The organism is Hephaestia sp. MAHUQ-44 (genome assembly GCF_023806085.1).
Classification (GTDB): domain Bacteria; phylum Pseudomonadota; class Alphaproteobacteria; order Sphingomonadales; family Sphingomonadaceae; genus Sphingomonas.
The window spans coordinates 162,692-179,722 of record NZ_JAMSLX010000006.1; the positions used below are offsets into that span (position 1 = coordinate 162,692).

Sequence of the window (17,031 nt, forward strand, 5' to 3'; positions counted from 1 at the left end):
GCAATGTTCAGCCACGTGATGGTGGGCGCCAACGATGTCGCGGCGTCGACAAAATTCTACGATGCGATCCTCGGCGCGCTCGGCGCGAAACCCGGAACGAGCGACGGCAACGGCCGCGTCGTCTATGCCCATAACGGCGGTCTGTTCATGATCACCGCCCCGATCAACGGCGAGCCCGCCTGCCATGCCAATGGCGGCACGATCGGCTTTGCCGCGGCCTCGCCGGCGGAGGCCGATGCCTGGCACGCCGCGGGCGTCGCCAATGGCGGCACGACGTGCGAAAATCCGCCCGGAATCCGCGAAGGCGGGTTCGGCAAGCTGTACCTCGCCTATCTGCGCGACCCGGCGGGCAACAAGCTGTGCGCCGCGCACCGGATGGCGTGATGGAACCATATCGCTGGATCCTCACACTTACGTGCGAGGATCGCGTCGGCATCGTTGCGGGAGTCAGCGGCTTCCTCAGCGATCGTGACGGCTTCATCACCGACAGCCAGCAATATGCCGATCTGGAGACGGGACGCTTCTTCATGCGCGTCGTTTTCCAGGCCGGCGGCGCGCGCTTCCCCGCCGACACCGAAGCCCTCGAAGCAGCCTTCGCCCCCGTTGCCGAACGGTTCGCGCTCGATTGGGCGCTGATCGACGCCGCGGTGAAGCCGCGCGCGATCATCGCGGTCTCGAAGGGTTCGCATTGCCTTGCCGATCTGCTCCATCGCCGCCAATCGAACGCGCTGTCGATCGAGATTGCGGGCGTGGTGGGCAATCACGACGCGCTGCGCGCGCTCACCGAATGGCATGGCATCGCGTTCCATCATCTGCCGGTGACCGACGCCAACCGCGCCGAGCAGGAGGCAGCGATCGCCGCACTGATGGCGGAGACGCAGGCCGATTACCTCGTGCTCGCGCGCTATATGCAGGTGCTGTCGGCGGCGATGACCGAACGGCTGGCGGGGCGCTGCATCAACATCCATCACAGCTTCCTGCCCGGCTTCAAGGGCGCCAAACCCTATCACCGCGCGCACGAGCGCGGGGTGAAGCTGATCGGCGCGACCGCGCATTTCGTGACCGGCGACCTCGACGAGGGGCCGATCATCGAACAGGCGGTCGAACGCGTCGATCATCGTGCCTCGGTCGAGGCGATGATCCGTACGGGGCGCGATATCGAAGCGCAGGTTCTCGCACGCGCGGTGGGCGCACTCGGCGAACGGCGCGTTTTTCTCAACCAACGCAGGACAGTGGTGTTCAGATGACGATCGAAACGGTTTCGGAGAACAAGGCCTTCGGCGGGGTGCAGGGCGTCTATCGTCACCAGTCGGCGGCCACCGGCACGCCGATGACCTTCTCGGTGTTCGTGCCCCCGCACGCGCCCGGCGCGCGGCTGCCGGTACTCTGGTATCTCTCGGGGCTCACCTGCACCCATGCCAATGTCACCGAGAAAGGCGAGTATCGCGCCGCCTGCGCCGAACACGGCATCGTCTTCATCGCCCCCGACACCAGCCCGCGCGGTGACGACGTTCCCAACGACGACGCTTATGATTTCGGGCAGGGTGCGGGCTTCTACGTCGATGCGACCGCACCGCGCTGGGCGGCCCATTTCCAGATGAAATCCTATATCGAGGACGAACTGCCCGCGCTCGTCGGCGCCCATTTCCCGATCGACCCCGATCGTCAGGCGATCACTGGCCATTCGATGGGCGGGCACGGTGCGCTGACCATCGGCCTGCGCAACCCGACGCGGTTTCGCAGCGTTTCGGCCTTCGCGCCGATCGCCGCGCCGTCGCACTGCCCTTGGGGCGAGAAGGCGCTGGCGGGCTATCTGGGTGACGATCGCACCGCGTGGCGCGCTTATGATGCCTGCGCGCTGATCGAGGATGGCGCGCGCGTGCCCGCGCTTCTGGTCGATCAGGGCGGCGCCGACACCTTCCTGACCGATCAGCTCAAGCCCCAATTGCTCGAACAGGCGTGCACTGCGGCAGGGATCGATCTCACGCTCAGGATTCAGCCGGGTTACGACCACAGCTATTATTTCATCTCGACCTTCATGCCCGATCATGTCGCGTGGCATGCCAGGCGGCTTGCCGCATGACCTATGACGTCGTGATCGTCGGCGCGGGCCATGGCGGCGCGCAGACGGCGATCGCGCTGCGCCAGAACGGCTTTGCCGGCAGCATCGCGATGATCGGCGACGAGCCCGAGTTGCCCTATGAACGCCCGCCGCTGTCGAAGGATTATCTGGCGGGCGACAAGGCATTCGAGCGCCTGCTGATCCGCCCGCCCGCGTTCTGGGCCGAGCGCGAGGTAGTGATGCTGACCGGGCATCGCGTCGTGGCGGTCGATCCGGGCGCCGCCACGGTGACGACCGACGATGGCGCCACGATCGGCTACGGCACGCTCGTCTGGGCAACCGGCGGTGCACCGCGGCGACTGTCCTGCCCCGGCCATCATCTGGGCGGGGTCCACGCGATCCGCGCGCGCGCCGATGTCGACCGGCTTGTCGCCGAATTGCCGGATGCCGCCCGCATCGTCGTGATCGGCGCGGGCTATATCGGGCTCGAAGCGGCGGCGGTGCTGACCAAATTCGGCAAGCAGGTCACCGTGCTCGAAGCGCAGGACCGCGTGCTCGCGCGCGTCGCGGGCGCCGCGCTCTCCGATTTCTACGCCGCCGAACACCGCGCGCACGGCGTCGATCTGCGGCTGGGCGTTACGGTCGACCGCCTCGATGGCGATGCACGCGTCAGCGGCGTCCGGCTCGCCGACGGCACGCTATTGCCCGCTGATATGGTCATCATCGGGATCGGGATCGACCCTGCGGTGGCGCCGCTGATCGGCGCGGGGGCTGCGGGCGGCAACGGTGTCGCGGTCGACGCGCAGTGCCGCACCAGTCTGCCCGACGTGTTCGCGATCGGCGATTGCGCGCTCCATGCCAATGTCTTTGCGGGCGGCGCGCAGATCCGGCTCGAATCGGCGCAGAACGCCAACGACATGGCCAATGTCGTCGCGCGGACGATCGTGGGAGAATCAACGACGTATGCGGCGGTGCCATGGTTCTGGTCGAACCAATATGATCTCAGGCTGCAAACCGTGGGCCTCGCCATCGGCCACGATCGGGCGATCGTCCGCGGCGACCCGGCAACGCGACGCTTCTCGGTGATCTATCTGCGCGACGGCCACGTGATCGCGCTCGACTGCGTCAACATGGTCAAGGATTACGTCCAGGGCCGCAAACTGGTCGAAGCCGGGGCAGCACCCGACCCGCACGCGCTTGCCGACCCGGCAGTGCCACTCAAGGAACTCGCCTGAGCGCACGCTCAATGTTCGATTGGGCCGAAAACCACAATCCCCTCACGCCCGTTCGCCCTGAGCCTGTCGAAGGGCCGTTCTTTCTCCCCACGACACCGCCAGAAGGAGGGTGCGACAAGCTCAGCACGAACCGGGCATATTGAACGTTCAGTGCTCGATCGCGCGCGCTTCCTCGATCAGCAGCACCGGCACGCCATCGCGAATCGGGTAAGCGAGCCCCGCTTCGTCCGACACCAGTTCATCGCGCGCCGCATCATGGCGCAGTGCCGAGCGCGTCGCGGGGCAGACGAGGATCGACAGCAGCCACGGATCGAGCGGCGCGCTCATTGCAGCGTCACCCGGTCGTCGCCATCGTGGCGGCCAAAGAAGTGCATCAACTGGATCGTCAACTCGGCGCGTGCGGCGAGATCGGGCGATTCGAGCAGCGCCTGTTTGGCGGCAACATCGAACGGTGCGATCTGCGCGATGCCGTTGACCAGCGCCTCGTCATCGAGCCGTCCGACCGCGTCCCAATCGACCGCATAGCCTTGCGCATCGGCGAAGCGGCGCGATTCGAGCTCGAGCGCGGCACGCTGGCCCAGTGCGAGGATTTCGACCTCGGTTACGGCCGGGATCAGCTCGGCCTCGACCTGCCGGAACGGCGTGGTCACGGCGAGTTCGCGGACGATCCGGAACAGCGCCACCCCTTGCAGGACAAGATTGTACCGGCCCTCGTCAAGCGCCTCGACCTCGGTGATCCGCCCGACGCAGCCCAGATCGAACAATGCCGGCTCGCCATCGCGGCGTTGCGTGCCGGGACGCGGCTGGATCATCCCGATCCGGCGATCGCGCGCCATCGCATCGGAGACCATCGCCTGATAGCGCGGCTCGAAGATATGGAGCGGCAGGTGCATCCCCGGAAACAGCACCGTTCCCGGCAGCGGGAAGATCGAGAGCCGCGCCACAGTCATCCGAACAGGATGGCCGACAGCCGCCGTCGCTGCGCCGAGACCCAGGGGTCTTCGAGCCCGGTGACCTCGAACAATTTGAGCAGCCGATCGCGCGCGGCGCCCTCGTTCCAATCGCGTTCGGCGGCGATGATGCCGAGCAGATTGTCCGCCGCGCCGTCGCGATCGCCCGCCGCCATCTGCCCGCCGGCAAGCCGGTAGCGCGCGTCGAGATCGTCCGGGTTCGCCGCGACCTCGGCGGCGAGACCGGCAAGATCGGCGACCGGCTCGGCGCCCTGCTTGAGCGCGAGCGCAGCCTTGGCACGCTCGATCTCGGGCAGCGCGGCAAGCGCTTCGGGCAGCGCTGCGATCGCTGCCTCGGCCTCGCCATCACGATCGAGCGCGACCAGCGCGCGGATACGGCCCGAGGCGACCGCGGGATGCTCGGGCGCCATCGCGGCAAGCTGATCGAACACCGAAAGTGCGCGGGCGGCATCGCCCTCGCCCAGCACCTGCTCGCCCATCGCGATCAGCGGCTCGAGTTCGGCTTCGGCCTGCGATTCGACGCTCTCGATCGGCAATTGCCGCAAAATCTGGTCGAGCATCGTCTTCAATTGTGATTCGGTGCGCGCCTGCGTCAGATCCGCGACGAGCTGGCCCTGGAACATCGCATAGACGGTCGGGATCGACTTGATCTGGAATTGCGCGGCGATGAACTGGTTCTTGTCGGTATCGACCTTGACCAGCACGACGCCCTTATCGGCATAATCGGCCGCGACCTTGTCGAGCACGGGGCCGAGCGCCTTGCACGGCCCGCACCATTCGGCCCAGAAATCGACGATCACCACCTTCGTCATCGACGGCTCGACAACGTCGCGCCGGAACGCTTCGACGGCTTCCTTTTCCTGTGGGCTCATGCCGAGTGTCGCCAAGATCTACTCCCTTGTTCGTCAGTCCGGCCCTTATGTGGGGCGGACGCGCGCATAGCCAACCCTATTTCGGCAACGCGCACATCGGGGCTTGCCCACCCCCCGCACCGATGCTAGGGCCGCCGCCTTACCCGGGTCCACTTCCTTGCGGACCGGCGCCAGAGCGGGCGTAGCTCAGGGGTAGAGCACAACCTTGCCAAGGTTGGGGTCGAGGGTTCGAATCCCTTCGCCCGCTCCAGATTTTCGATACCGATCGAAAGTTTGACCGCCGGCGGCGGTGTCACAGCGTGACCCCCCGACGCCAGATCGCGATCGCGCGCTCGTCATTGCGTTCAGTCGCGCAAGCCTCGCCCGACGCAACCCGAATGACGTGCGCGAGCAAGGCTTCCTCCGCTGTGTCGAAACCGTCGCGCAGCACTTGCCCCGCATTGAAATCGATCCAATTGGGTTTGGCTGCGCTCAACGCATCATTGCTGGCAATCTTCATCGTCGGCACGGGAAAACCCAGCGGCGTGCCGCGACCGGTCGTGAACAGGATCAGCGTCGCGCCCGCCGCAGCCAGCGCGGTCGACGACACCGCGTCGTTGCCTGGCGCTTCGAGCAAGGTCAGCCCGGCCTGCGACTGGCGCTCGCCATAGCCGATGACATCGGCCAGCGGCACGCGGCCGCTTTTCTGGACCGCGCCGAGCGATTTTTCCTCGAGCGTCGTCAGGCCGCCGGCGATATTGCCGGGTGAGGGATTTTCCGAAATCGGCTCGCCATGGGCCCTGAAATACTCCTTGAACCGGTTGATCAGCCCCAGTGCGGCATCGAAGGTCGACTGATCGACCGCACGCCCGACCAAGGCTTGCTCGGCCCCGAAAATCTCGGGAATTTCGGTCTGGATCACCGCCCCGCCCGCATCGGCCACCCGGTTCGCGATACGTCCCACCAGCGGATTGGCGGTCAGCCCCGACAGGCCGTCCGAGCCACCGCACTTCACCCCCAACACCAATTTGGCGAGCGGTTGCTCGGTGCGCGTCGCCTGCGCGCGAACAACCAGCCGTTCAAGCGCGGCCAGCCCTGCTTCGGTCTCGTCCTGCTCGGCCTGCGCGCTGATCGTTTCGATCCGGTCACGCAGATCAGGCGGAATCAACGCCAGCAGGTCGCGCAACTGGTTGGATTCGCACCCCAGCCCGACCAGCAGCACGCCGCCGGCATTGGGATGACAGGCGAGCGCCGCCAGAATCGCGCGCGTGCTCTCGAGATCATTGCCAAGCTGCGAACAACCGTGTGGATGGCCAAAGGCGTGAATGCCATCGACCTGCTCGCCGAAGCGCCGCGCACCCGCCGCAGCGATCCGCTCGGCGGTCCGCGCCACGCAACCGACCGTCGGGATCACCCAGATCTCGTTGCGCGTCCCGACACGGCCGTCCGACCGTGCATAACCAAGAAAGGTCGGTGCAGCGCCCGTCGGTCGCGGCGACAGCGCGTTGGCCGTGAAGGCGAAGCGCGCATCGCCCGACAGCCCCGTCACCATATTGTGCGAATGGACATGCGCACCGCGCGCCACATCGGCGGTCGCCCGACCGATCGACGCGCCGAACTTGATCACCGGGGCACCATTGGGAATCGCAACCGACGCCAGTTTGTGCCCGCGCGGCACCGCCTCGCGCAGCGTGACGCGCGTATCGCCAATATCGATCGTCTCGCCCGCCCCTAAATCGCGCAACGCCGTCGCCACATTGTCCTCGGGGTTCACGATAAGAACCGCCGCGATCGCCGCCATGACCACCTTCTCCACTTGCACCGTCATCGCGCACGGATATGCGGCCTCGCGAACGCGGATACCAGCGCATGACGCCAAATTCGGTCCACAACCCGCACGCGCGGTTCTATACATCGCCGATGATCAGGATCGGAATCGGCGGCTGGACCTACGAACCGTGGCGCGGGACGTTCTACCCCGAGGGGCTCGTCCAGAAAAAGGAACTCGAATTCGCCAGTCGCGCGATGACGGCGATCGAGATCAACGGCACCTATTATGGCCGGCAAAAGCCCGAAAGCTTCGCCGCCTGGGCCAAAGCAGCGCCCGACGGCTTCGTCTTCACCGTCAAGGGATCACGCTATTGCACCAACCGTAGGGTACTGGCCGAGGCGGACGAATCGATCACCCGCTTCGTCGATCAGGGCATCGTCGAGCTGGGCGACAAGCTCGGCCCGATCCTGTGGCAGTTCATGGCGACCAAGAAATTCGAGGCGCAAGACATGCAGGCGTTCATCGATCTGCTGCCGGCGAAGCACGCGGGCGTCGCGCTACGCCACGCGATCCAGGTCCGACACGAGAGTTTCGCGGTGCCCGATTTCGTGGCGATGGCGCGCAAGGCGGGCGTCGCGATCGTCTTCGCCCAATCGGACGATTATCCCGCGATTGCCGACGTCACCGCCGATTTCATCTACGCCCGGCTCGAAGACGCGGTCGAGGCCGAACCTGAGGGCTACACGCCCGCCGATCTCGATCGCTGGGCTGCGGCCGCGCGCTGCTGGGCCGAAGGCGCCGCGCCGGAGGGGCTGCCCTATGTCGAACAGGCACCGCCCGAAAAGCGCCCACGCGAGACTTTCATCTTCTGCATCAACGGCGCCAAGGTCCGCGCGCCCGCCGCCGCGCAGGCGCTGATTGGGCGGGTGAAGCGTTAGTAAAAGGCGGGACGGATGAGGGAGCTTGGGGACCGCCCCGTCAGATATCCTGCACCAGCCGCCCATAAAGCTCGGGGCGGCGGTCGCGAAAGAAGCCGAAGGCGGCGCGGTGGCGCTTGACCCGATCGAGATCGAGCGTCGCGGTGATGACGCCTTCCTCCTCGCGATCGAGCTCGGCAAGGATGTCGCCGCGCTCGTCGGCGATGAAGCTGGTGCCGTAGAAGGTCTGGCCGCCCTCGGTGCCGACGCGGTTCGCGGCCACGATCGGCACCACGTTCGATACCGCATGGCCCACCATCGCGCGGCGCCACAGCCGCGCGGTATCGAGCCCCTCATCGTGCGGCTCGCTGCCGATCGCAGTGGGGTAGAACAGGATTTCGGCGCCCATCAACATCATCGCACGGGCGGCCTCGGGATACCATTGATCCCAGCATACCCCGACACCAAGCGTCGCGCCCGGCCCGTCCCACACCTTGAAGCCGGTGTTGCCGGGGCGGAAATAGAATTTTTCCTCATAGCCGGGGCCGTCAGGAATATGGCTCTTGCGATAGACGCCCGCGATGGTGCCGCCCGGCCCGATCATCGCGAGGCTGTTGTAGTGATGCGGGCCATCGGCCTCGAAGAAGCTGGTCGGAATCCAGATGCCGAGTTCGTCGGCAAGCCGCTGCATCGCCAGCACCGACGGATGCTGGGCGGTCGGTTGCGCCTGCGCGAACAGTCCCTCGTCCTCGACGCGACAGAAATACTCGCCTTCGAACAATTCGGGCGGCAGCACGACCTGCGCGCGCCTGGCGGCGGCCTCGCGCACCATCTCCCCCACCCGGGCGATATTGGCGGACGTGTCGGTCGAAAAGGCGAGCTGGAGCGCAGCGACGGTGATCTCGGTCATGCGTCGCTCTCTAGAGGGTCGGCGCGGAAATCGAAACCGTTTGTGGCGGCGTTGTTCAGGCCTCGTCCGGCGCGCCCCCCGTATGGATGGTCACGCCATGCTGGACGGCCGCGGCGGAAGGCCCGCGGTGAACATTGACCCCGAACTGGCGTTCGACCGGCTTGATCGCGGTCGCTGCGGTGATGGCGGCGCCTGCGGACGTAGCGTCGGCCGCCCCGCCGCTGCCGCGATGGACGCGCACCCCCGCTTCGATCGCCTCGATCAGCGCCTCGGTCGCCTTTTCGGCGAAGCGCGTGCCCGGCGCGACGCCGGGTTCCACCCCGCCATAAGGCTGGCGATAGGCGAGCGCCCCACCCCATACGCCGGGCAGGCGGTAGAAGATGTGGGCGCCGATCGTGCCGACGCTGGTGACACGCGCCGCCCAACCGGGATTGACCGCGTTGGTGTGATAGAAGGTCGCCGATCCCACGGGCGCATAGACGAAGCCCGACAGCGCCGCCTGTGCCACGGCGCGCGCACTCTCCCACGCACCGGGCTCACGCCGCGCGGCCAGCGACCCGTCGCACGTGAAGGTGAACTGGCACCCGGTGCTGCGTGACGAGCCTTCGTACACGGTGCCGCACACGCTGTTGGGGAAAGCCGGATTGCGCACGCGGTTGAGCACGACCTGTGCCACCGCCTGCTGGCCTTCGAGCGATTCGGAGCGCGCCTCGTAATAGACCGCCTGCGTCAGGCAATCGAGCGCGCGGCGGGCATCGTCCCCCGCCGCCGCGACAAAGGCGGGTGCAGGCGCCAGCGTCGCCGCGTCGGCAAGGCTCGGCGCATCGACATGCGCGAGCAATGCCTCGGATGGGCCCGGCGGCACAACGGGATTGGATTTGGCGGGCGGTGGCACCGGAATCGCCACCGCCGCCACCTGCTCGCGCGGCGCGGTGGCCACGCATGAGGTAGCCGCGATCAGCGTTAGGAGCCCGAAGGCGATGCGCGTGTCCATGTCCTCGCTCGGGGGCGGAAAACCCGGTCGCAGCGATAAGCGCGAACCCTTGTCATCTGCTTAACCCTCCGCCGGCTCCGTAATCGCCCGCGCTTGCGGTGCGCGCGCGGTCGGCGGAAAGTCGCGCGACCGGAGGGGCGGCCGATGAACGGCTTCGATTATGTCTTCTCGCTGTTCGGGCTGCTGCTGGGTTTCTCGCTGGCCGAGATGCTGGCGGGCTTCAGCCGCGTCCTCGGCGCGCGCGCGCACGTCCGCATCGGCTGGCTGACGCCGCTGCTGGGGCTGCTGATCACCACCGATCTGATTTCCTTCTGGTCCAACGCCTGGGAGATGCACGATCTCATCCCCGGCGGATTCGCCGCGCTGATGGTCGCGGCGATCATCGCCTCGATCTATTTCCTCGCCGCGTCGCTGGTCTTTCCGCGCCGGCCCGCCGACTGGCCCGATCTCGACGACTGGTTTCTCAGGCATCGCCGTCAGGTGATCGGCGGGGTGGCGCTGGCCAATGCGGCGATGATCGCCGGCATGGCGGCGATCGTGCCCGGCATGTTCACCCACATCCGGCAGGGCATCGTCCCGGCGCTCTTTTATGCCGTCGCCGCTGCGCTAATGCTCGTTTCGCACAAGCGCGTGCTGATCGCGCTGCTCGTGCTCGATCTCAGCTTCTACTGGGTCTTCCGCTATCTGTGAGCGTCAGGCGGGCACCTGCTGGCTGATACAGTGGAAACTGCCGCCCCCGGTCAGGATGTGATCGGCGCGCTGGCCCACCACTGTGCGGGTGGGGAACAGTTCCGCGAGCGCGGCGACCGCGGCGGCGTCGTTCTCGGCGCCATATTGCGGCACCACGACGCTGGCATTGCCGATATAGAAATTCATGTAGCTCGCGGGCACGATCTCATCGTCGCGCAGGATCCGTCCGGGCGAGGGCAGGCGCACCAGGTCGACCCTGCCGAACATCTCGGCGCGCTGCGCGGCGCGCTGATACACCTGCCAATTGGGATCGTTTTCGGTCGGCTCGGGGATCGCGAGCCGCGCCGGCCCCACGAAGCGTGCGAGATTGTCGACATGGCCGTCGGTATGATCGTTGAGCAGTCCATCGCCCAGCCACAGCACGTCGACCATGCCGAGATCGTGGTAGAGCCGCTCCTCGATATCGGTCTTGCCGAGCCCGGCATTGCGATTGGGATTGAGCAGGCATTGCTCGGTGGTGACCGCGAGCCCGGTGCCGTCGCCGTCGATCGCCCCGCCCTCGAGAATCCAGCCGCACGCTTCGGTAGTGATCCCCAGCCGCGCGGCAAGCCGTTCGCCGATGTCGTCGTCACCCGGCAGATCGTATTTGCCGCCCCAGCCGTTGAACGCAAAATCGCGTGCGGTGCCATCGGACAGCAGGATCGGAGCGGTATCACGCAGCCAGATGTCGCCGAACGGCTCGACCACGACCTCGGCGAACGGCGCGGCCTTGCGTGCGGCGGCGGCGGATTCGGCATCGGCAGCGACGAGCAGCACCGTCTCGCCCGCGCCATCGGCATCCACCGCGCGCGCAAAGGCGACCACTTCCTCGCGCGCCGGCGCGAGATCATCGAGCCACAGATCGGCATGGCTCGGGAAACCGATCCATACGGCCTTGTGCGGCGCCCATTCGGCGGGCGGCGAGACGCGTACCATTGGCGAACTTCCTGTTACTGTACCGCCGCGCGAGCCGCCTCGCGAATCGTGCGGAACTCGGCATCGGGCTTCCATTCGGGCCAGCTATTACCGTCCGCAAGGCCGCGGCCAAGCCGATAATAGATCGTCAGGTCGTCGATCGCGCCCGACCAGTCCCAATTGGCATCATATTCGTCGGCGGGCTGGTGATAGCGATGCTCGCCATAGTCCTTCGACGCCGCTTCGCCCGCGGCCACGCCGCCCTCGACCAGATCGGCGCCGCTACCCGCATCGAGCATCGGCACGCCCAATTTGGCGAAACTGAAATGATCCGATCGATAATAGCCGCCACGCTCGGGATGCGCCTCGGGCTCGACACGGCGGCCCTGCGCCTCGGCCAGCGGCAGCACCAGATCGTCGAGATCGGATTTGCCATAGCCGGTGACGACGAAATTACGGCTCCTGCCGTTGACGTTGAGCACGTCCATATTGACGCCGCCCACCGTCAGCCCGAGCGGATAGATCGGATGTTCGGCGTAATAACGCGATCCGAGCAGCCCCGATTCCTCGGCGGTCACCGCCATGAACGCCAGCGTGCGCGCCGCCGGCCCCGCCTTGGCCTGCGCCTCGGCGATCGCGATCATCCCGGCGACGCCGCTCGCATTGTCGAGCGCGCCGTTGCAGATATCATCGCCATCGACCGCATCGCAGCGCCCGAGATGGTCCCAATGCGCGGTGTAGAATACCGTCTCCTGCGGCCGCAACGTGCCAGGCAGCACCCCGATCACGTTCTTCGACGCCTGCCGCCGAATGCTGTTGTCGAACGCGAAGCTGGCCTTGAGCCCCAGCGGCACTGCCTTGAAACCCTTGTGCTTCGCGGCTTCGGCGAGCGCATCGAAATCCTTGCCCGCGCTCGCGAACAGCCGTTTCGCCGCATCGAGCTGAACCCAGCCGATCGCCTGGCTTTGATCCATGTGATCGCCCTCGGCCGCGAGTTCGAGCTGCGGCCCCGTCCACGACGACTGGACGACATTCCAGCCGTAGGAGGCCGGCGCGGTCTGGTGGACGATGATCGCCGCGGCGGCGCCCTGCCGCGCGGCTTCCTCATATTTGTACGTCCAGCGGCCGTAATAGGTCATCGCGCGGCCATCGAACGGGCCATCATTCCCGGCGGTTTCCCAATCGGGATCGTTGACGAGGATGACGACGGTCTTCCCCTTCACGTCGACGCCGGCATAGTCATTCCAGCCACGCTCGGGCGCGTTGATGCCATAACCGACGAAAACGATGTCGCTATTCGCAACCGTAATCCGCGGCACGACACGATAGGTCGCGATCACCATATCGGTGCGATAGGCAAAGGCGAGCGGCACCTTGCCGCCGGTGATCGTGATCGGCGCCACGTCGCGCGCGGTGATCTCGACCAGCGGCACGTCCTGGAACCACGATCCGTGATTGCCCGGTTGCAGCCCCGCCGCCTTGAAGCGCGCGACGATATAATCGGTCGTCCTGGCTTCGGCGGGCGTAGTCGGCGCGCGGCCTTCGTAAGCGTCCGACGACAGCGTCTCGGTGACGGTCTTGACCGTCTCGACCGAGAGCACGGGATCGCTTTGCGCCGCAACTGGCGTGGCAACAGCGAGCGCGAGCAGGGCAAGGATGGATCGATGCATGATGTTCCCCCTTGATGGGTTATCGGGCGCCACTGTGACCAGCCACCACGCGCTTGTCCACAAATGCAAAAGGGCGATCCCGCGGGACCGCCCTTTCGTTTGTCGGTATGTCGAAATCGATCAGCGCGAATAGAATTCGACGACCAGATTCGGTTCCATCTTCACCGGATAGGGCACTTCGTCGAGCGACGGCACGCGCGTGAAGGTGACCTTGGCGTTGCCGTCAGGGGCCACATAATCGGGAATGTCGCGCTCGGCGAGGCTCTGTGCCTCGAGCACCAGCGCCATTTCCTGTGCCTTCGAGCCCAAGGTGACCTCATCACCCGGCACCACGCGGCGCGAGGCGATGTTGCACTTGACGCCATTGACGCGGACGTGGCCATGGCTGACGAGCTGGCGCGCGGCGAAGATCGTCGGCGCGAACTTGGCGCGATAGACGATCATGTCGAGCCGCTGCTCGAGCAGGCCGATCAGGTTGAGGCCGGTATCGCCCTTCATCCGCGCGGCTTCCTGATAGGCGCGCCGGAACTGCTTTTCGGTCACGTCGCCGTAATAGCCCTTGAGCTTCTGCTTGGCGCGCAGCTGGATGCCGTAATCGGATACCTTGCCCTTGCGGCGCTGGCCGTGCTGGCCGGGGCCGTATTCGCGCTTGTTGACCGGGCTCTTCGGGCGACCCCAGATGTTTTCGCCCATCCGGCGGTCGAGCTTATACTTGGCGCTGTTGCGCTTCGACATGTGTCGTTCCTCAATTGCTGACAACGTTGTTCCCGGTACCGCCTACGCCGGAAACATCCGGGCAGGGCCACCGCTTCACCGGGGTGCGGGGCCAATTGCGAAGCGCGAGCGCCTAACGGGAGGGGAGATCAGAGTCAAGCTGGACAGCCGCGCGGCGGGCGCGCAAAGGCGGCTTCATGAATAATATCATCCTTCCCGGCGCGGCCTGCACAACGATGGCCGAGGTACGCGCCGGCGTCGACCAGGTCGATCGCGAACTGATCGCGCTGATCGCACGCCGTTTCGCCTATATGGACGCCGCCGCGCGGATCAAACCCGAACGCGGACAGGTGCGCGACGAGATCCGCAAGGCCCAGGTGATCGACAATGCCCGCGCGAGCGCGCGCGCCGCGGGCATTCCCGAGGCACCGATCGCGGCCTTGTGGGACCAGCTTGTCGAAGCCTCGATCGCGTACGAATTCGACGAATTCGACAAGCGATAGGGCTTTTCCACGTACGCGGAAGCGGTGCCGCCTTTGTTTCAGCCTTCCTGAAACACCCTATAGCACTCAATCGCGCGGGCGCTTCTTGCCGTCGAGCGCGGAGAGGACGCCGCGCATCGTGCGCACTTCCTGGCTCGTCCAGCCAGGTTTGGTGAGCAAGGTCCGCAGTGTCCGACGCACCGTCACGTTGCGCTCGGGCGGGTGAAAGAAGCCGGCGTTCACCAGCATCGTCTCGAGTTGACCATACATCCCCTCGAACTCATCCTGCGGCGCGGGCGTGCCGAGATCGGTGGCAGGCGGCGATACCAGCGCCTCCCCCTTCGACCATTCATAGGCGATGACCATCACCGCCTGCGCGAGGTTGAGCGACCCGAAAACGGGATTGATCGGCACCGTGACGATCGTGCGGGCGAGCGCGACATCGTCGCTGGCGAGCCCCGAGCGCTCGGGGCCAAACACGATCGCCGAACGGCCGACCGCGCCATGGATCTCGCGCGCGGCGACCTCCGGCGTCAGCACCGGCTTGGTAACACCGCGCTTGCGCACCGTGGTGGCGTAGACGTGCGCGCAATCGGCGACCGCATCGGCAAGGCTGGCGAACAGCGTCGCGTGTTCGAGCACGCTATCGGCGCCGGAAGCGGCCGGCCCGGCGGATGGGTTGGGCCAGCCGTCGCGCGGGGCGACAAGCCGTAGTTCGGAAAGCCCGAAGTTGAGCATCGCACGCGCCGCCTTGCCGATATTCTCGCCCAATTGCGGACGCACCAGCACGATGACGGGCGGTGAGCCTGAAAGATGATCGGCCATGGTCCCTCGTTTCGATCAGCAGCAGTCCGCGGCCATCGGGGCGGGCTATCGCGGCGCGCGTAACAGGTCACAGCGGCCGGGCCAATCGTCCGGCGAAAATTCCATCGTCCGACGGCGGCGTTCAGCGGTCGTCGCGCCGCAATTCCCGACGATCTTTACGTTTTGTTAACCAAATTTTCCCACGATCGGCGGATCGGAACAGTTCGAGGAGTATCTCCGATGCGATGGCTGGTCTTCGCGACCGTCCTGCCGTGGGCGCTTGCCGCCTGTGCCACGACGCCCCACGCCACGGTGTCGCTGGACACCGAGACGCTGACGCCCGCCGAACAGGCCTGGCGCGATACAATCGTGCCCAGCGATCAGGCATTGATCGAAGACCTTCCGTCGATCTGGACGCACGTGCTGACCACCGCGAAGAAACGCAGCGGCAAGGCGATCGATGCCGAGGGACCGTTGCTCCAGGCCGATGCCGCGCTCGATCATCCCGCGCTGCCGCCAGGCTCCTATTGGTGCCGCGTGGTGCGGATCGGGAGCATCGCCGGGCGCAAGCAGATCGAATCGTTCGCACCCAAATTCTGTTACATCCGCGACGAGGAAAAGGGGCTGAGCTTCACCAAGCAATCAGGCAGCGATCTCCCCGCGGGCTATCTCTACGCCGATGGGACGCAGCGTTATGTCTTTCTCGGCGCGCGGCAGGATGCACCAGGCGATGTGTCGCTCGGTTACGGCATCGATCATGATCGCGACGTCGCCGGCGTGGTCGAACGCGTCGGCGCATTCCGCTGGCGGCTGGTGGCACCGCGTGACGGCGGCAAGGGCATCGACGTTTACGAATTGACGCCGGTCCCGGCCGATCTGCAACCGTCCTGAGCCCGCACGCGGCTATCGCGCCGCGACGATCCGGCCATCGGCGACGCAGTAGCGGGTCGCGTTGTCGATGCTGTCGAACAGCGCTGGTTCGGTGCCGGTCATCCAGACCTGCCCCTGCCCTGCCAGCCGATCGAACAGCGCCGCGCGGCGAAGCGGATCGAGGTGCGCAGCGACCTCATCGAGCAACAGGATCGGCGCGCGGCGCGTGCGTTCTGCCACCAGCGCAGCGTGCGCGAGCACGATCCCCAGCAGCAACGCCTTTTGCTCGCCGGTCGAGCACAAGGCCGCTGGCTGATTCTTGGCGAGATGCGTCACGACGAGATCGGCGCGGTGCGGCCCGGTGAGCGTGCGGCCGGCAGCGGCATCGCGACGTCGGTTCACCGCCAGCGCGGCGGCGAGATCGGGGGCATGATCGCCATTCTCGATCGCAAGCCCGGCGCGCGCGAACGCGCTATCGGGTTCTTCGGCGATTGCCGAGGATAGTGCATCGACTGTCGCGCGGCGGGCGGCATCGAGCGCGGCACCGTGCTCGGCCATCTGCGCTTCGAGCGCGGCGAGCCAATCGCCATCGGGGGGCGGCTCGCCGGCCAGCAGCCGGTTGCGCGCGCGCATCGCGGCGTCGTAGCGGGTCGCGTGCGCCGCATGGCCCGGCACAAGCGCGAGCGTCAGCCGATCGAGGAACCGGCGCCGTTCGCCCGCCGGATCGACGAACAGCCGGTCCATCGCCGGGGTAAGCCACAGGATCGTCACCCATTCGGCGAGCGTGCCCGCAGGCGCGGGGGCGCCGTTGATCCGCACGAGGCGCCGCGAGGGGGCGCCCGGCTCGATCCCGGTGGCAAGCGTCGTCGCGTCGGCAAGCGTCGCCGCGATCCCGAAACCGCCCGCGCCGCCCTGCCGCGCCATATCGGCAAGCGCCGCGCGCCGCAGACCACGCCCCGGCGCGAGCAGCGACACCGCCTCGAGCACATTGGTCTTGCCCGCGCCATTCTCTCCGGTGAGCAAAACGAACCCCGGGCCGGGCGCGAAAACGGCGTCGGCGTGATTGCGGAAATCGGTGAGGATCAGGCGCGAGAACATGCGCTCGCACGCCTAGCGCGTTCGGCGGCCGAACGCGA

19 protein-coding genes and 1 tRNA gene are annotated in these 17,031 nt (G+C 66.6%); 9 read left to right on the forward strand and 11 right to left on the reverse strand.

The genetic code is table 11. From position 1 onward, the window contains the following. Window positions 1-3 precede the first annotated feature (3 nt). Genes NFE57_RS08805 through NFE57_RS08820 form a run of 4 tightly spaced genes read left to right on the forward strand, consistent with a single transcriptional unit; the run spans window position 4 to window position 3,297 of the window. Window positions 4-384 (forward strand): VOC family protein, encoded by a 381-nt coding sequence (locus tag NFE57_RS08805; RefSeq protein WP_252135193.1) that lies wholly within the window; start codon window positions 4-6, stop codon window positions 382-384. Then, on the forward strand, window positions 384-1,247 hold the full coding sequence (purU, locus tag NFE57_RS08810; RefSeq protein ID WP_252135194.1) for a formyltetrahydrofolate deformylase: 864 nt from the start codon (window positions 384-386) through the stop codon (window positions 1,245-1,247). The genes NFE57_RS08805 and purU overlap by 1 nt, the downstream gene beginning before the upstream one ends. Next, window positions 1,244-2,083 (forward strand): S-formylglutathione hydrolase, encoded by an 840-nt coding sequence (fghA, locus tag NFE57_RS08815; protein ID WP_286207744.1) that lies wholly within the window; start codon window positions 1,244-1,246, stop codon window positions 2,081-2,083. The genes purU and fghA overlap by 4 nt, the downstream gene beginning before the upstream one ends. After that, window positions 2,080-3,297: an NAD(P)/FAD-dependent oxidoreductase gene (locus NFE57_RS08820; protein ID WP_252135195.1), complete on the forward strand. Its 1,218-nt coding sequence runs from the start codon at window positions 2,080-2,082 to the stop codon at window positions 3,295-3,297. The genes fghA and NFE57_RS08820 overlap by 4 nt, the downstream gene beginning before the upstream one ends. A 147-nt stretch (window positions 3,298-3,444) precedes the next feature. On the opposite strand, the gene NFE57_RS08825 is transcribed toward NFE57_RS08820, so the two are convergent. From NFE57_RS08825 to NFE57_RS08835, 3 genes are read right to left on the reverse strand one after another with little or no spacing between them, the layout of a single operon-like run. After that, window positions 3,445-3,624, reverse strand: coding sequence for a Trm112 family protein (locus tag NFE57_RS08825; RefSeq protein WP_252135196.1), 180 nt, complete (start codon window positions 3,622-3,624; stop codon window positions 3,445-3,447). Next, window positions 3,621-4,247: an LON peptidase substrate-binding domain-containing protein gene (locus NFE57_RS08830; RefSeq protein ID WP_252135197.1), complete on the reverse strand. Its 627-nt coding sequence runs from the start codon at window positions 4,245-4,247 to the stop codon at window positions 3,621-3,623. Before NFE57_RS08830 ends, NFE57_RS08825 begins: the two co-directional genes overlap by 4 nt. After that, complete coding sequence (locus tag NFE57_RS08835) at window positions 4,244-5,140, reverse strand: tetratricopeptide repeat protein (protein ID WP_252135249.1); 897 nt, start codon at window positions 5,138-5,140, stop codon at window positions 4,244-4,246. Before NFE57_RS08835 ends, NFE57_RS08830 begins: the two co-directional genes overlap by 4 nt. Window positions 5,141-5,315: 175 nt before the next feature. Between NFE57_RS08835 and NFE57_RS08840 the strand changes: the two genes are divergently transcribed. Then, a tRNA-Gly gene (locus tag NFE57_RS08840) sits at window positions 5,316-5,390 on the forward strand. A gap of 42 nt (window positions 5,391-5,432) precedes the next feature. On the opposite strand, the gene NFE57_RS08845 is transcribed toward NFE57_RS08840, so the two are convergent. Beyond that, the gene (locus NFE57_RS08845; protein WP_382280091.1) at window positions 5,433-6,947 is read right to left on the reverse strand and encodes a UxaA family hydrolase; all 1,515 of its coding nucleotides are present in this window, start codon (window positions 6,945-6,947) and stop codon (window positions 5,433-5,435) included. Window positions 6,948-6,988: 41 nt separating this feature from the next. On the opposite strand from NFE57_RS08845, the gene NFE57_RS08850 reads away from it, so the two are divergent. After that, window positions 6,989-7,828 carry a DUF72 domain-containing protein gene (locus NFE57_RS08850; RefSeq protein WP_252135198.1) on the forward strand — a complete coding sequence of 280 codons (840 nt, stop codon included), beginning with the start codon at window positions 6,989-6,991 and terminating at the stop codon, window positions 7,826-7,828. Window positions 7,829-7,868: 40 nt separating this feature from the next. Here the strand turns inward: NFE57_RS08850 and aguB are convergent, their stop codons facing one another. Continuing rightward, window positions 7,869-8,717 carry an N-carbamoylputrescine amidase gene (gene aguB / locus NFE57_RS08855; protein WP_252135199.1) on the reverse strand — a complete coding sequence of 283 codons (849 nt, stop codon included), beginning with the start codon at window positions 8,715-8,717 and terminating at the stop codon, window positions 7,869-7,871. Between the two features lie 55 nt (window positions 8,718-8,772). Next, complete coding sequence (locus NFE57_RS08860) at window positions 8,773-9,711, reverse strand: cell wall hydrolase (protein ID WP_252135200.1); 939 nt, start codon at window positions 9,709-9,711, stop codon at window positions 8,773-8,775. 144 nt (window positions 9,712-9,855) lie between these two features. Here NFE57_RS08860 and NFE57_RS08865 point away from each other — a divergent pair, with 144 nt between their 5' ends. Next, window positions 9,856-10,401, forward strand: a complete 546-nt coding sequence (locus NFE57_RS08865; RefSeq protein ID WP_252135201.1) for a hypothetical protein — start codon at window positions 9,856-9,858, stop codon at window positions 10,399-10,401. A 3-nt stretch (window positions 10,402-10,404) separates the two neighbouring features. Here NFE57_RS08865 and NFE57_RS08870 read toward each other — a convergent pair whose 3' ends face one another. From NFE57_RS08870 to rpsD, 3 genes are all read right to left on the reverse strand, one after another. After that, a complete protein-coding gene (locus tag NFE57_RS08870; protein ID WP_252135202.1) occupies window positions 10,405-11,376 on the reverse strand; it encodes an agmatine deiminase family protein in 972 nt (323 codons plus the stop codon). 14 nt (window positions 11,377-11,390) lie between these two features. After that, window positions 11,391-13,025: a M28 family metallopeptidase gene (locus tag NFE57_RS08875; RefSeq protein WP_252135203.1), complete on the reverse strand. Its 1,635-nt coding sequence runs from the start codon at window positions 13,023-13,025 to the stop codon at window positions 11,391-11,393. Window positions 13,026-13,145: 120 nt separating this feature from the next. Further along, window positions 13,146-13,760, reverse strand: coding sequence for a 30S ribosomal protein S4 (rpsD, locus tag NFE57_RS08880; RefSeq protein WP_252135204.1), 615 nt, complete (start codon window positions 13,758-13,760; stop codon window positions 13,146-13,148). A 176-nt stretch (window positions 13,761-13,936) separates the two neighbouring features. Between rpsD and NFE57_RS08885 the strand changes: the two genes are divergently transcribed. Continuing rightward, window positions 13,937-14,242 carry a chorismate mutase gene (locus NFE57_RS08885; RefSeq protein WP_252135205.1) on the forward strand — a complete coding sequence of 102 codons (306 nt, stop codon included), beginning with the start codon at window positions 13,937-13,939 and terminating at the stop codon, window positions 14,240-14,242. A 66-nt stretch (window positions 14,243-14,308) separates the two neighbouring features. Here the strand turns inward: NFE57_RS08885 and NFE57_RS08890 are convergent, their stop codons facing one another. Next, a complete protein-coding gene (locus tag NFE57_RS08890) occupies window positions 14,309-15,046 on the reverse strand; it encodes an RNA methyltransferase (RefSeq protein ID WP_252135206.1) in 738 nt (245 codons plus the stop codon). A gap of 219 nt (window positions 15,047-15,265) precedes the next feature. On the opposite strand from NFE57_RS08890, the gene NFE57_RS08895 reads away from it, so the two are divergent. Beyond that, complete coding sequence (locus NFE57_RS08895) at window positions 15,266-15,916, forward strand: DUF4893 domain-containing protein (RefSeq protein ID WP_252135207.1); 651 nt, start codon at window positions 15,266-15,268, stop codon at window positions 15,914-15,916. A gap of 12 nt (window positions 15,917-15,928) precedes the next feature. Here NFE57_RS08895 and recF read toward each other — a convergent pair whose 3' ends face one another. After that, window positions 15,929-16,993 (reverse strand): DNA replication/repair protein RecF, encoded by a 1,065-nt coding sequence (gene recF / locus NFE57_RS08900; RefSeq protein ID WP_252135208.1) that lies wholly within the window; start codon window positions 16,991-16,993, stop codon window positions 15,929-15,931. Window positions 16,994-17,031: the final 38 nt, after the last annotated feature.

What these genes read in the sequence shown, in the direction of transcription:
- NFE57_RS08850 (WP_252135198.1), top strand. Translation starts at nt 6,989, where the DNA reads ATGACGCCAAATTCGGTCCACAACCCGCACGCGCGGTTCTATACATCG.
- NFE57_RS08895 (WP_252135207.1), top strand. Translation starts at nt 15,266, where the DNA reads ATGCGATGGCTGGTCTTCGCGACCGTCCTGCCGTGGGCGCTTGCCGCC.
- NFE57_RS08875 (WP_252135203.1), bottom strand. Translation starts at nt 13,025, where the DNA reads ATGCATCGATCCATCCTTGCCCTGCTCGCGCTCGCTGTTGCCACGCCA.
- aguB (WP_252135199.1), bottom strand. Translation starts at nt 8,717, where the DNA reads ATGACCGAGATCACCGTCGCTGCGCTCCAGCTCGCCTTTTCGACCGAC.
- fghA (WP_286207744.1), top strand. Translation starts at nt 1,244, where the DNA reads ATGACGATCGAAACGGTTTCGGAGAACAAGGCCTTCGGCGGGGTGCAG.
- NFE57_RS08885 (WP_252135205.1), top strand. Translation starts at nt 13,937, where the DNA reads ATGAATAATATCATCCTTCCCGGCGCGGCCTGCACAACGATGGCCGAG.
- recF (WP_252135208.1), bottom strand. Translation starts at nt 16,993, where the DNA reads ATGTTCTCGCGCCTGATCCTCACCGATTTCCGCAATCACGCCGACGCC.
- NFE57_RS08870 (WP_252135202.1), bottom strand. Translation starts at nt 11,376, where the DNA reads ATGGTACGCGTCTCGCCGCCCGCCGAATGGGCGCCGCACAAGGCCGTA.
- NFE57_RS08805 (WP_252135193.1), top strand. Translation starts at nt 4, where the DNA reads ATGTTCAGCCACGTGATGGTGGGCGCCAACGATGTCGCGGCGTCGACA.
- NFE57_RS08890 (WP_252135206.1), bottom strand. Translation starts at nt 15,046, where the DNA reads ATGGCCGATCATCTTTCAGGCTCACCGCCCGTCATCGTGCTGGTGCGT.
- rpsD (WP_252135204.1), bottom strand. Translation starts at nt 13,760, where the DNA reads ATGTCGAAGCGCAACAGCGCCAAGTATAAGCTCGACCGCCGGATGGGC.
- NFE57_RS08820 (WP_252135195.1), top strand. Translation starts at nt 2,080, where the DNA reads ATGACCTATGACGTCGTGATCGTCGGCGCGGGCCATGGCGGCGCGCAG.
- NFE57_RS08845 (WP_382280091.1), bottom strand. Translation starts at nt 6,947, where the DNA reads ATGACGGTGCAAGTGGAGAAGGTGGTCATGGCGGCGATCGCGGCGGTT.
- purU (WP_252135194.1), top strand. Translation starts at nt 384, where the DNA reads ATGGAACCATATCGCTGGATCCTCACACTTACGTGCGAGGATCGCGTC.
- NFE57_RS08825 (WP_252135196.1), bottom strand. Translation starts at nt 3,624, where the DNA reads ATGAGCGCGCCGCTCGATCCGTGGCTGCTGTCGATCCTCGTCTGCCCC.
- NFE57_RS08860 (WP_252135200.1), bottom strand. Translation starts at nt 9,711, where the DNA reads ATGGACACGCGCATCGCCTTCGGGCTCCTAACGCTGATCGCGGCTACC.
- NFE57_RS08830 (WP_252135197.1), bottom strand. Translation starts at nt 4,247, where the DNA reads ATGACTGTGGCGCGGCTCTCGATCTTCCCGCTGCCGGGAACGGTGCTG.
- NFE57_RS08835 (WP_252135249.1), bottom strand. Translation starts at nt 5,140, where the DNA reads ATGAGCCCACAGGAAAAGGAAGCCGTCGAAGCGTTCCGGCGCGACGTT.
- NFE57_RS08865 (WP_252135201.1), top strand. Translation starts at nt 9,856, where the DNA reads ATGAACGGCTTCGATTATGTCTTCTCGCTGTTCGGGCTGCTGCTGGGT.